Below are 12,498 nucleotides of genomic sequence, written 5' to 3'. Positions count from 1 at the left end.
TAATCCCCGGCCGAAGCCGGTTCATCGTTCGACTTGCATGTGTTAAGCACGCCGCCAGCGTTCGTCCTGAGCCAGGATCAAACTCTCCGTGAATGCTTTACCCGACTGCGTTTAATAAAAAACGGCGGGTGACACTCGCGTTGAGCGGAACGAGCAGACGGAATAAGTCGCTCGTTCACAGCGTCCTCGCTGTGTATTGCCTACCCGCAACACTGTGCTGGTAGGACTTTCAAAGGAACCTCATCTCCCGGATGTTTCCGGTCGACGGGGTATCAACATATCTGGCGTTGACTTTTGGCACGCTGTTGAGTTCTCAAGGAACGGACGCTTCCTTTGTTCCTGTTTCACCAGGATCTCCGGGCGCTTCCCTTCGGTCTTGCGTTTCCGACTCTATCAGATCCTTGCGGCTCCGATTTTCGCCGGTGCGTTTCGGCCTTTCGGCTTCTTCGCGTTTCCAACCTTACCAGATCCGTTTCCGTCTCTGGCCCCCTGTTGGAGCGGGGTCGGCCGTTCGGCTTTCGCTTTCCGACCTTTCCGACTCTATCAGATCCGTTTCGTTCCGTTGCCGGTCCGAATTTGTTTCCGATTCCCCGTCGGAGGGGGTTTGTTCGCGCCTTTCGGCGTGATCACTACTTTAGCGGAATTCCTCGTCGGCACATAATCGCGCCGCGGTCCGAATTTCGGCATGCCGAAATTGTTCCCGGTGAGGGGCCGTGCAGTAGTGGTGTGCCGCGAAGCGGCGGGATGGCTGCCGCAGAACCGTTCCGGCGCTGTGGCAACTCGGAGGACACTACAGAGCGGGTGCAGCAGTGTCAACTCGCGTCAGTCAAGGTCACTCAGACGTCCGCCGGCGTCCGGTTGAGCTTCCTCCACACGGCGCAGCAGACGGGTCAACACCTGGCCGAGGAGTTGGCGTTCCTCGCCGGAGAGGTCCTGGAGGAGGTCCTCTTCGAAGACCGACGCCAGGCGCATCGCCTCCAGCCACTTCTCGCGGCCCTCGTGGGTCAGCTCGACGATGACGCGGACGCGGTTGGTCTCGTCGCGCTCGCGGGTGACCAGTCCCTCGCTCGCCATGCGGTCGATGCGATGGGTCATGGCGGCCGGGGTGAGGCCGAGGCGCTTGGCGAGTTCGCCGGGGCCCATTTGGTAGGGCGCGCCGGAGACGACGAGGGCCTTGAGGACCTCCCATTCGGCGTTGCTCATGCCGAGGGTGGAGGTCTGGCGTCCGTAGGCGACGTTCATCCGCCGGTTGAGGCGCTGAAGTGCGGAGACGACCTGCTCCACCTGGGGGTCGAGGTCCTGGAATTCGCGCTGGTAGGCCGCGATCTGTTCCTCGAGGCTCGGCTCGGCGGCGTTGGCCGCCGCATCGGAGGGCTCAGGCATGCGGCGCAGTATGACATGGAAGTCATTGGCGTTGAAGTTCTTCTCCGTGTACTCTTTAGCTTCGAACTTTAGAGTTGAAGTCTTCAGGGTGAGACTGTCCGGCTTGGGACTGTCCGGTCGCGCGGTCTCGCCCTGGTGCGTGTGCGACTCGTCGGTTCGTCCCCCTTGTTCGTCTGATGACCTGACCTAGGTAGGTGAGTGTGACCACCGCGATGGGCGCCGCGTTGCGCCGGATCCAGCTCGGGAACGCGCTGAGCGCGTTCGGGAACGGCTTCACGGTTCCGTATCTGTACGTCTATGTGGCGAAGGTGCGGGATCTCGGCGCGAACACGGCCGGCGTCGTGCTGGCGATGCTGGCGGTGGCCGCGCTGGTCGTCCTGCCGCTGACCGGTCGGGCCATCGACCGGCGCGGTCCCCTGCCGGTGGCCATCGTCGGTACGGTCTCCGCCGCCATCGGTGCGCTGGGCATCGGGCTGTCCGCCACCGAGCCGCTGGTCATCGCGTCCGCGGTCGCGCTCGGCGCGGGTATAGCGGTCATTCAGCCGGCCCTGGCGACGATGATCGTGTGGTGCTCCACGACGGTGACCAGGTCGCGGGCGTTCGCCACCCAGTTCTTCCTGAACAACCTGGGGCTGGGCGTCGGCGGGCTCGTCGGCGGGCTGCTGGTCGACGAGTCGCATGCGTCGAGCTTTGTGCGGCTGTTCGCCATCGAGGCCGTGATGTTCCTGGTGCTCGGTGCGGCGGTGGCGACCGTGCGGTTGCCGCATGCGCCGAAGGTCGAGGACGCGGTGCCCAGTGAGGAGCGGGCCAAGGGTGCCTGGCGGGCGCTGTTCGCGGACCGGCGGATGGTGTGGCTGTGCGTGCTGGGGTTCGTGCTGTTCTTCGCCTGCTACGGGCAGTTCGAGTCGGGGCTGGCGGCGTATGCGACCGAGGTGACGCGGATCCCGCCGTCGAGCCTGGGTATCGCGCTGGCGGCCAATACGGCGGCGATCGTGGCGGCGCAGTTCGTGGTGCTCAAGCTGGTGGAGCGGCGGCGGCGCAGCCGGGTGATGGCGCTGGTCGGGTTGATATGGACCGTGGCGTGGCTGGCCGCCGGGCTGTCCGGGCTGGTGCATGGCGCGCAGGCGCTGGCGACGACGCTGCTGATCTCGACGTATGCGTTGTTCGGGATCGGCGAGTCGATGTTGTCGCCGACGGTGGCTCCGTTGGTGGCCGATCTGGCGCCGGCCTCCCTGATAGGTCAGTACAACTCGGCGTTCGCGCTGGTCAAGCAGCTGGCGTTGGCGGTGGGGCCGGCGGTGGGTGCCTTGATGGTGGGGCACGGGATGTACGCGGCGTACATCGGGATGCTGGTGGTGTGTGCCGTGGGGATCAGCGTGCTGTCGCTGCGGCTGGGGCGGATGCTGCGGCCCGGACAGGATAATCCGCATCGCGCGGTCGCGCCGGTGCCCGCGGCGCGGGTTCCGGCGGAGCCGGAGGCCGTGGCCTGCCGGGCCTGAGTGGCCGCGAGTGCCTGGAGGGCCCTGGGCCCCCTGCGGAAACGCCGCTCCGTCCCCTGTAGGTGGGGGCGGGGCGGCGTCTGCGTGGGCGGGCGGCCGCTACCCCCTGGGCAGGGCGAATTCGCACCACACCGCCTTGCCGCCGCCCGGGGTACGGCGCGAGCCCCAGGAGGAGGCGATGGTGGCGATGATCGAGATGCCTCGGCCGGCCTCGTCGACCGGTTCGGCGCGGCGCCGCCGGGGCAGGTGGTCGTCGCCGTCGGTGACCTCGACGATCAGGCGGCGGTCGGTGCGGCGCAGGCGCAGCCGCATGGGAGGCGTGCCGTGCTGCAGGGAGTTGGCGACCAGCTCGCTGGCCGCGAGGACGCCGAGGTCGTGCAGCTCGGGCGAGAAGCGCCAGGAGGCCAGGACGCCGGAGGCGAAGGCGCGGGCGCGCGGGGCCGCTTCGATGCCGCCGTGGAGTTCGAGGGCGGCGTTGTGGAACAGCTCGGCGTCATGACCGGTCCGCTCGGGGTGCTGGAGGACGAGGATGGCGACGTCGTCGTCGTGTGTGGCGGTGATGCCGAGGGCGCGGAGCAGGCGGTCGCAGACGATGTCGGGGTCGCCGGCGGCACCGGCGAAGGCGCGCTCCAGGGCCTCGACGCCGTCGTCGATGTCCTTGTCCCGGCGCTCGACCAGGCCGTCGGTGTAGAGGACGGCGCTGCTGCCGGGGCCGAGCGGGACGGATCCTGAGGTGTGCAGCCAGCCGCCGGTGCCCAGGGGCGGTCCGGTGGGTTCGGCGGCGCGGCGGACCGTGCCGTCGGGGTCGCGTACGAGGATGGGCAGATGGCCGGCGGACGCATAGACCAGGCGGCCCTCGTTGGGGTCGTGGACGGCGTAGACGCAGGTGGCGATCTGGCTTGCGTCGATCTCGGCGGCCAGGCCGTCCAGTAGTTGCAGGACCTCGTGCGGCGGGAGGTCCAGACGGGCGTAGGCGCGTACGGCGGTGCGCAGCTGGCCCATGACGGCGGCGGCGCGCACTCCGCGGCCCATGACGTCGCCGATGACCAGGGCCGTGCGGCCGGCGCCGAGGGTGATGACGTCGTACCAGTCGCCGCCGACCGCGGCGTCCATGCCGCCGGGCTGGTACGTGGCGGCGACGCGGAGGTCGTCGGGCTGCTCCAGTTCCTGGGGCAGCAGGGAGCGTTGGAGGGTGACCGCGGCCTCGCGCTGGCGGGCCTCGCTGGCGCGCAGCCGTTCGGCGGACTCGATCTGGTCGGTGACCTCGGCGCCGAAGACCAGCACGCCCTTGTGGGGCGCGACGCAGGCGACTTCGGGGTCGGGCGCCGGGCCGCTGGCGGCGACCTCGATCGGGGTGCAGGTGAAGGTGTAGTAGCCGTCGCGGGTGCGGTCGCCGCAGGCGCCGCCGGGGACCTTGCGGGACTTGACCGTACGGGGCTTGCCGCCGCGCAGGACCTGGTCCATGAGGGGGAGCAGGCCCAGTGCGTCGAGTTCGGGGAGGGCTTCGCGGGCGGTCCGGCCTGCCGGGCGGGGGCCGAAGACGGTGGCGTAGGCGCCGTTGACGTAGGCGAGGCGGTGCTCGGGGCCGTAGACGACGGCCACGAGGGCGGGGATGGTGCCGAGGATCTCGTGGACGGACAGGGCGTCGACGGTGGGCGGCAGGGCCACGGGGGTGGCTTCCTGGGAGGTGTCCGGGTCGGCGCGCTCGTCGCGGGCGGCGGGGACGGAGCCGGTGGCGGGGGCCGGCGAGCCGTCGGCGGTCGGGGCGGCGGGCTCGGGGCCGTCGGCGGGCGGGGTGGCCGGCGTGCCGGGGGCGGGGCGGGGTGCGGCGCGGTCGGACCGTGCGGCGGCGCGCCGCTGCGTGCCGGGGAACTTGGCGCTCCAGCGCGTGAAGATCACGGAGGGGTACCTCTTACTTCGCGTCGTCGCGCGGGATCGGGCCGTCGGCATGGCGGGACCTCCCGGCCGTCGGCCGGGGGAGGGGCTGGGGACACTCTCGGCGCCCTTTTGCAGAATGCAGCAAACGTCCAGAATCCTCGTGATTGTCACTCTTTGCAGATACGAGCCCACCCATGGTCACACGTCCAGTGTGGCCGACCGGACGGTCATCCGTCAGACGCCCGGCAGCCGGTGTGGAGTTCCGCGCTCCGCCGTCTCCGGCCGCCATACGGGTGACGGTGCGTCTGCTCCGCCGGTGGTGTGGCGCGTCAGCTGGCTTCGTTGTGCCGGCCGGTGCCCGCGGCGAGTTCGAACTCGGCGCGCGGGTTCTCCAGCGACCCGAGCGAGACGATCTCGCGTTTGAACAGGCCCGCGAGGGCCCATTCGGCCAGCACCCGGGCCTTGCGGTTGAAGGTCGGCACCCGGCCGAGGTGGTAGGCGCGGTGCATGAACCACGCCGGGTAGCCGCGCAGCTTGCGCCCGTAGACATGGGCGACACCCTTGTGCAGGCCGAGGGAGGCCACCGAGCCGGCGTATTTGTGCTCGTAGTCCACGATCGGGCCGCCGCGCACGGCCGCCGCGACGTTCTCGGCGAGGACCTTGGCCTGGCGCAGGGCGTGCTGGGCGTTGGGCGCGCAGACGGTGCGGGGCTCGTCGGGCTTGGCCGGCGGCGCGGCCGTCAGGTCGGGGACCGCGGCCGCGTCTCCGGCGGACCAGGCGTGTTCGACGCCTTCCACCTGGAGCGCGGCGGTGCACTTCAGGCGCCCGCGGCCGTTCAGTGGCAGCCCGGTCGCGGCGAGAATGGGGTGCGGTTTGACGCCGGCGGTCCACACCAGGGTTCTGGTGGGGAAGCGGGAGCCGTCGCTCAGTACGGCGACGCGCTTCTCGCAGGACTCCAGCCTGGTCTCCAGCCGTACGTCGATGTTGCGGCCGCGCAGCTCCCGTACGGCGTAGCGGCCCATGTCCGGGCCCACTTCGGGCAGGATCCGGTCGGTGGCCTCGACCAGGATCCACTTCATGTCCTCGGGCTGGACGTTGTGGTAGTAGCGGACGGCGTAGCGGGCCATGTCCTCCAGTTCGGCCAGCGCCTCCACGCCCGCGTAGCCGCCGCCGACGAAGACGAAGGTCAGCGCGGCGTCGCGGACGGCGGGGTCGCGGGTGGAGGAGGCGATGTCGAGCTGTTCGAGGACGTGGTTGCGCAGTCCGATGGCCTCTTCGACGGTCTTGAAGCCGATGCCGACGTCGGCCAGGCCCGGGACGGGCAGGGTGCGCGAGACCGAGCCCGGTGCGAGGACCAGTTCGTCGTAGGCCACCTCGATGGCGCCGGTGCCGGTCTCCTCCGCGGCCAGGGTGGTGATCGTCGCCTTGCGTTCGGCGTGGTCGAGGGCGGTGACCTCGCCGACGACGACCTTGCACTGCGGCAGCACGCGGCGCAGCGGCACGACGACATGGCGCGGGGAGATGGAGCCGGCCGCGGCCTCGGGCAGGAACGGCTGGTAGGTCATGTACGGCTCGGGGTCGACCACGATGATCTCGGCGGTGCCCTGGCGCAGCTCCTGCTTGAGTTTCCGCTGCAGCCGCAGGGCGGTGTACATCCCCACGTAACCGCCGCCGACAACGAGAATGCGCGCCACGTCGTTCGAAGACACTGCCTTCACAGGGGTTCTCCTCGCGGGTCGACCAGGCCCGGGGCGCCACCGATCCGTAGGCCGGCCGGTCGCGCGGCCCCTTGTCGGGCGCTGCGCCCCCGGGAAAGCACAGCACTGTTCCATGACGCACCGGCGGGGCGCCTTTGTCCACAGGCTCGTCGAAATGTGTGACCGGGCGCGGCTCTGGGGATGGAACGGCTGATTCCGTGCACCCGGGAGAAGGCGCGCTGGTCAGGCGGGGGCGGCGTGGGCGGGCAGGGGCGAAATCCGGGCGGATCCGGCCCGTTAGGCCGATCGGGGGGCGCACTGCGCGGAACGCCCCCTTCAATCTTGACGCGGGCTCAACTATGTTCGTATCTCGTTGGGGTGCACCCTCTCGTCGGTACGCCCCGACCGTCAGGGCGGGGAGTCTCCGGGGGGAGACGTCATAACCGGGGGATCAATATGCATATTCAGGGCTCTCAATGGCCGGCAGCCGTCGCGATGGCACATGCCTCGGACGGCGGTGGCGGCAGCATCGGCGGCCACGCCGGTAATGGAAACGGCAACACCAACGGGGGCGGCGGCAACGGCGCCGGTACGGGCGCGGGCGGCCGGAGCACGCCGCTGCGGGTCGACGCGCAGCGCAATCTGGAGCATGTGCTGCGCGCCGCGCGCGAGGTCTTCGGCGAGCTGGGGTACGGCGCCCCGATGGAAGACGTGGCGCGCCGGGCCCGGGTCGGTGTCGGCACGGTCTACCGCCGGTTCCCGAGCAAGGACATCCTGGTCCGCCGAATAGCCGAGGAGGAGACCTCCCGGTTGACGGACCAGGCGCGTGCGGCGCTGGGCCAGGAGGAGGACCCGTGGTCGGCGCTGTCCCGCTTTCTGCGGACGTCGGTCGCCTCGGGTGCCGGACGGCTGCTGCCGCCGGGCATTCTGCGGGTGAGCGCGGACACCGACCGGTCCGCGCCGGACGGCCCGGACAGCGCGCGGCTGCCGGACGGCCTGGGCGAGGCCCGGGTGCCGCAGCAGCGGATGGCGCCCGGCACGGACGGTGCGCCCGCCGACCTCCGGCTGGTCGAGCGGCGGGAGGAGCCGGCGGCCGCCGAGGGCGCGCCGGACCTCGCCGGGGAGACGGCCGGCGCCGAGGCGCTGCTGGAGGTCGTCGGGCGGCTGGTGGAGCGGGCCCGGGCGGCCGGTGAGCTGCGGGCCGATGTGACGGTCTCCGACGTCCTGTTGGTGATCGCCACGGGCGCGCCCGCGCTGCCCGACCCCGCTCATCAGCAGGCCGCCTCCGCACGGCTGCTGGAGATCCTGCTGGAGGGGCTGCGCTCGCGCCCCGCCCGGTGACGTCCGCCGGCCGGCCGTGTCCGGACGGGCCCGACAGCCGGGTCCGCCGGACCGGGCGGCCGGGCGGGCCGGGCGGGCCGGTACGGCTCATACAGGTGAACACCCGTGCGAATCGTCCGCGTACCCGCCCCGGACGAGTGGTTGGCCGGCGGTCCCCTCAGGCGCCAGGGCGTGATGTGGCACTCTTGCGCGGTATTCGGGTGTGACAGCGGCTTCGGGGGCCTCGGCGATGGGTGTTGACGGGCGGGACGAACGGCACGACAGCGAGACGACGCCGTCGCGGCAGGTGCCTGGCCAGACCGGGCCGTTGGGGGCCACTCCCCCGGGGGCCGGGCCGGCCGAGCGGCACGACCGCGCCGGCGGTCCGGCGGGCGAGGGCCACAGCGTGCCGCCGCAGCGCGGCCCGAGCGGTCGCAGGGCCCCCTCCGCCGACCCCGAGGGCGGTGAACTCCCGCCGTCCGACGCCCAGTTGATCGCCGACATGCGGGCCGGGGACGACAGCGCGTACGAGGAGATGTACCGCCGGCACGCCGACGCGGTCCGGCGCTACGCCCGCCGATGCTGCCGGGACGTGCACACCGCGGAGGATCTGACCGGCGAGGTCTTCGCCCGTACGCTCCAGGCGGTGCGCGGCGGCGCGGGCCCGGATTCCGCGGTACGCGCGTATCTGCTGACGACCGTGCGACGGGTCGCCGCCTCCTGGGCGAAGACCTCGCGGCGCGAGCAGTTGGTCGAGGACTTCGCGGTGTTCGCCGTGACCGCTACCGGTTCGGCGAGGGACGACGACACACTGGATCTGGGCGCGGATGTGCGCGCCATGCACGAGGCCGAGCAGTCCATGGCCATACAGGCGTTCCGCAGTCTGCCGGAGCGCTATCAGACGGTGCTGTGGCACACCACGGTCGAGGACGAGTCGCCCAGCCAGGTCGCCCCGCTGCTCGGGCTGACCGCGAACGCCACCGCCGTGTTGGCGCACCGCGCCCGGGAGGGGCTGCGGCAGGCGTACCTCCAGGCGCACGTCAGCCGGTCGCTGACGGCCGGCGGGGACTGCGCCCGGTACGCCGACCGGCTCGGCGCGTACGCCCGTGGTGGGCTGCGGATGCGGGCCGAGCGGGGGCTGCGCAAGCATCTGGACGAGTGCGGCCGGTGCCGGATGGCCGCGCTGGAGGTCGCGGACGTCAATCAGCGGATCGGTGCGCTGCTGCCGATCGCGGTCATCGGATGGTTCGCCGCCGGGTACGCCGTCAAGGCGGCCGCCGCGGTGGCGGGGGCCGCCGGGGCGGGTGCGGCGGCCGGTGCCGGCGCGGCCGCGGCCGCGGGTGGTGGTTCCGGTGCGGGAGGTGCCGGTGGTGCCGGTGGTGCCGCCCTGAGTGAGGGCCTCGGCGCGCCGGTGAAGGTCGGTATCGGGGTCGGGGCGGTGGTGGTGGCGGGCGCGGCGCTGGCGCTGACGCTGACCGGCAGCCCGCAGCCCGCGCCGCAGCCGCAGGCCAGACCTCCGCGGCCGGCTCCGGCCGCACCGCAGAAGCCCTCGCCGGCGCCGGCGAAGCCGCTGCCGCCGGCAGCCGGTGCCGCGCCGGCCCCGAAGCCGGACCCGACGCACCGGCCGAGCCCCGCGCGGACGCCGGAGCCGACGCCGCAGAAGCCGTCGCCCAGGCCCACGCCGACTCCGCCCGCGACGCCCGCTCCGACGCCCACGCCCACGCCGCCCAAGCCCTCCCCCAAGCCGCCGCTGCCCGAGCCGAGCGCGTACCGGCTCAACACGCTCGACCACGACTTCATGGGCGACGGCACCCAACCGGAGGTGCGCACCCTCGGGAGCAGTTGGCTGTGGCAGCGGCAGTCCCCGCAGGTCGCCGGAGCCACGTACGGGCACGGTGTGAGCGTGCATGCGCCGTCCTCGGTGGTCATCGACCTGAACCGCCAGTGCACCGCGTATGACGCCGTCGTGGGTGTCGACGATCTGAACCTGGGGCGGGGTGCGCTGCGCTTCTCCGTCTACGCGGACGGCGAGCGGCTGTGGCGGTCGGCGGTGGTGCGCGGTGGGCAGGTCGCGGTGCCGGTGCATGTCCCGTTGGCGGGCCGCAAGACGCTGCGGCTGGTGGCCGAGCCGGTGTCGCCGCTCGATGTGGCGGTGGTGGGGGACTGGGCGCAGTCGCAGATCAGCTGCCGTTGAGGCGTATGGGCAGATCAGCGACCGCTGAGACGTCGTCGCCGATCAGCCGCCGTTGAGGGGACGTTGCGGGGGCGGGGCCGCCGGGGCGCCGGGTCGCCGGGCCGGTCCCCGCCTCACGACAACCGCGCCCGGGGAACCACGCCCTGCGCGAGCGCCCGTTGGCGCGCGCCCTCCGCCCCGGTCCAGCACGTCCCCCGCCGCGCCACCAGCCGTCGCAGCCACAACTCCGTGGAGACCAGTTCGGCCAGCCCGTCCAGCGGCAGCGCCGCGCCCTCCGCCGCGGCCCGCAGCGCCTTGCGGACCACCCGCGCCTCGATCAGCCCCGCGTCGGCAAGCAGCGGCGCGTCGAAGAGCCGCACCAGTTCACCTACCGCGCCGCGCAGCCCGGCGCGCACCGCCGCCGCCTGGGTGAGGTGCGAGGTGGCGCCCCATCCGGGCGGCAGGTCCCGGACGCCGGCGCCGGCCAGTACGGAGCGCAGCACGGCCGCCCGTGCCCCCGGCTGCACCCGCAGGGTGTCCGGCAGGGCGCGGCAGGCCAGCACCACCTGGTTGTCGAAGAAGGGGGCGTGCAGCCGCTGGTTGCGGACCTCGGCGGCCTGCTCGAAGACCCGGTGGTCGGCGGCCTGGCGGGCCAGCGCCGCGCGGGCCCGCCGCTCGCCGGGGCGGCCCACGGCCGACGAGCGGGTCGCCGCGTCGCTGAGGCGCACCGACACCTCGGCCAGCGCCTCTCCGGTGAGCCAGCGCGCCGCGGGCCCCGGCCGGCACCAGGCGAGCGCGGCCAGCGAGGCGTCCACCGCCCCGCCGGCCACCGGCTCGTCGGCGAACTGTCGCTCCAGCAGGCGCCGCGCGGTGTCGGCGATTCCGGCCGGGTACGGCATACGGGCGAGCCTGCGGGCGGCGCGGTAGACGGTGAAGGGCACGAGCACGGAGTGCGCGGACGGGCCGTCCGCCTTGGCCAGCGCGGTGACCGGGCGCAGGAGGTGGCGCCGGCGGCGGTCCATGAGGAGGTCGGCGAGCCGGGCGGGGTGGGCGTCGAGGACCTGGCGGGCGCCGTGTCCGACGAAGTGGTCCGCGCTGCCGGCCAGCAGTCGGCGGCGGTGGCGGCTCGCGGTGGTGAGCGAGGGGCCCGGCTCGTCCGTGAGCGGGCCGCTTTCGAGGTCCGCGTACGGGAGGGCCTCTTCGCCGGCCGCGACGACGACATGGTGCAGCCTGGGGTTGTCGGCGATGCTGCGGGCGCGCTCCAGTTCGGCGTCCCGGTGGGCCTGCACGCCTTTGGTGGCACGGTCGTTGAAGGTGACGGCCAGCAGCCGCTCGCCGTGGCCGTTGAGCCGTCCCGGCTGGCCGGGGAGGCCGGCGGCCAGGAGGGCCAGGGTTCCCGAGGCGCTTCCTCCGGAGAGGTCGGCGCCGATGCCGGGGGCCGGCCCGCCCCGTGCGGCACGCCGTTCGGCGGGCCCCATACCGGGCACCGGGCCGGGGTCGAGCCCGTCGAGACCGTCCGGATCGGGCGCGTGGCGGGGCCCGGCCAGCCGGGCGCGGACCGCTTCGACCAGCGCGTCGCGGACGCCGTCCACCGCCTGCTCCGGGGCGAGTTGGGGCGCGGCGACGGCGAGTGAGGCGGTCGGCTCGTAGGAGGTGACATCGCGGGCGCCGCCGCGCAGCACCAGGGCGTGGCCGGGCGGGATCCTGCGCACCCCTTCGTAGGGCGTGCCGGCGCCCAGCGCCTCGGGGGCGTCCGGGCAGGCCAGCAGCGCGGCCAGATGCCCGACGTCGAGGCTGGCCTCTATCAGGTCGGCGAGCGGGAGGGCGGCGGTGGCGTACGCGGTGCCGCCGGCCCAGGGGGCGTGGAAGACCGGGCGGGCGCCGGCCAGGTCGCCGGTGACGGTGATCCGCCGACCCACCTGGACGACGGCGGTGTAGCTGCCGGGCCAGGCGGTGAGGTGGCGCAGTGCGCCCCCGCGCGCCGCGAACAGGCCGACCCGCAGCTGGTCGTCGGTGGCCCCGCAGACGCCGAACACGGCGAGCCGGGTCTCCGGGTCGGCCTGTGCGACGCGGACCTCGTCCGGCCGCCAGTCGCCGACCGCCCACAGCGGGTCCGGGTCGCCCCACAGGAGTTGGGCGCCTACGGGCAGGACCGTGCGGCTCTCCGCACCCGCTGCCGGCCCTGTGGCGGACGATCCCGTGGGGGCACTGCTCCACCCCACCAACCAGCGCATCGCCGCCTCCACCCGATTCCCCGTCCGCCGAGGCCGAGGGCCGCCCCGTACAGCGGATTGCCAAGCTGTCGCCAAGCTGTTGCGGCGACCATGCTGCCATGACGGGGGCGCGGAGGAGGTGCCGAGGCCGGCCCGTATACGAGCAGTTCGCGCTAGGGGCGCGGTACGGACGCGCTCTCGGTGGACCGGCGGCGGGCCAACGGGCGGACCGATGGGGGCCGCGGGGCGGACGGGCGGCCTCGGACTGACGCGCCCCCCGGCTTCGGGCGGGCACGTCGTCGCATCAACCCCGGGAGGCCCCCCGTGTGGCCCCC

The 12,498-nt window shown here is 73.1% G+C and carries 7 protein-coding genes and 1 rRNA gene; 3 read left to right on the top strand and 5 right to left on the bottom strand.

Annotated elements, in window-relative coordinates; all coding sequences use genetic code 11:
• Both ACZ5XZ_RS11475 and ACZ5XZ_RS11470 read right to left on the bottom strand, forming a co-directional pair.
• Positions 1-93 (bottom strand): 16S ribosomal RNA (locus ACZ5XZ_RS11475); the annotation flags it as partial.
• Positions 94-822: 729 nt separating this feature from the next.
• On the bottom strand, positions 823-1,383 hold the full coding sequence (locus ACZ5XZ_RS11470; RefSeq protein WP_468976599.1) for a MarR family winged helix-turn-helix transcriptional regulator: 561 nt from the start codon (positions 1,381-1,383) through the stop codon (positions 823-825).
• A gap of 200 nt (positions 1,384-1,583) precedes the next feature.
• Here ACZ5XZ_RS11470 and ACZ5XZ_RS11465 point away from each other — a divergent pair, with 200 nt between their 5' ends.
• Positions 1,584-2,882: an MFS transporter gene (locus tag ACZ5XZ_RS11465; RefSeq protein WP_468976633.1), complete on the top strand. Its 1,299-nt coding sequence runs from the start codon at positions 1,584-1,586 to the stop codon at positions 2,880-2,882.
• 99 nt (positions 2,883-2,981) lie between these two features.
• On the opposite strand, the gene ACZ5XZ_RS11460 is transcribed toward ACZ5XZ_RS11465, so the two are convergent.
• Together ACZ5XZ_RS11460 and ACZ5XZ_RS11455 are read right to left on the bottom strand one after the other, a co-directional pair.
• The gene (locus ACZ5XZ_RS11460) at positions 2,982-4,781 is read right to left on the bottom strand and encodes an ATP-binding SpoIIE family protein phosphatase (RefSeq protein ID WP_468976597.1); all 1,800 of its coding nucleotides are present in this window, start codon (positions 4,779-4,781) and stop codon (positions 2,982-2,984) included.
• 308 nt (positions 4,782-5,089) lie between these two features.
• Positions 5,090-6,469 carry an NAD(P)/FAD-dependent oxidoreductase gene (locus tag ACZ5XZ_RS11455; RefSeq protein ID WP_468976631.1) on the bottom strand — a complete coding sequence of 460 codons (1,380 nt, stop codon included), beginning with the start codon at positions 6,467-6,469 and terminating at the stop codon, positions 5,090-5,092.
• A 444-nt stretch (positions 6,470-6,913) separates the two neighbouring features.
• On the opposite strand from ACZ5XZ_RS11455, the gene ACZ5XZ_RS11450 reads away from it, so the two are divergent.
• Positions 6,914-7,798 carry a TetR/AcrR family transcriptional regulator gene (locus ACZ5XZ_RS11450; RefSeq protein ID WP_468976595.1) on the top strand — a complete coding sequence of 295 codons (885 nt, stop codon included), beginning with the start codon at positions 6,914-6,916 and terminating at the stop codon, positions 7,796-7,798.
• A 229-nt stretch (positions 7,799-8,027) separates the two neighbouring features.
• Positions 8,028-9,971 carry a sigma-70 family RNA polymerase sigma factor gene (locus ACZ5XZ_RS11445; RefSeq protein WP_468976593.1) on the top strand — a complete coding sequence of 648 codons (1,944 nt, stop codon included), beginning with the start codon at positions 8,028-8,030 and terminating at the stop codon, positions 9,969-9,971.
• 113 nt (positions 9,972-10,084) lie between these two features.
• Here the strand turns inward: ACZ5XZ_RS11445 and ACZ5XZ_RS11440 are convergent, their stop codons facing one another.
• A complete protein-coding gene (locus tag ACZ5XZ_RS11440) occupies positions 10,085-12,184 on the bottom strand; it encodes an asparagine synthase-related protein (protein WP_468976591.1) in 2,100 nt (699 codons plus the stop codon).
• Between the last annotated feature and the right edge of the window lie 314 nt (positions 12,185-12,498).

This window comes from Streptomyces sp. NPDC033270 (genome assembly GCF_055576575.1).
This window is presented reverse-complemented; position numbering and strand designations above follow the sequence as displayed.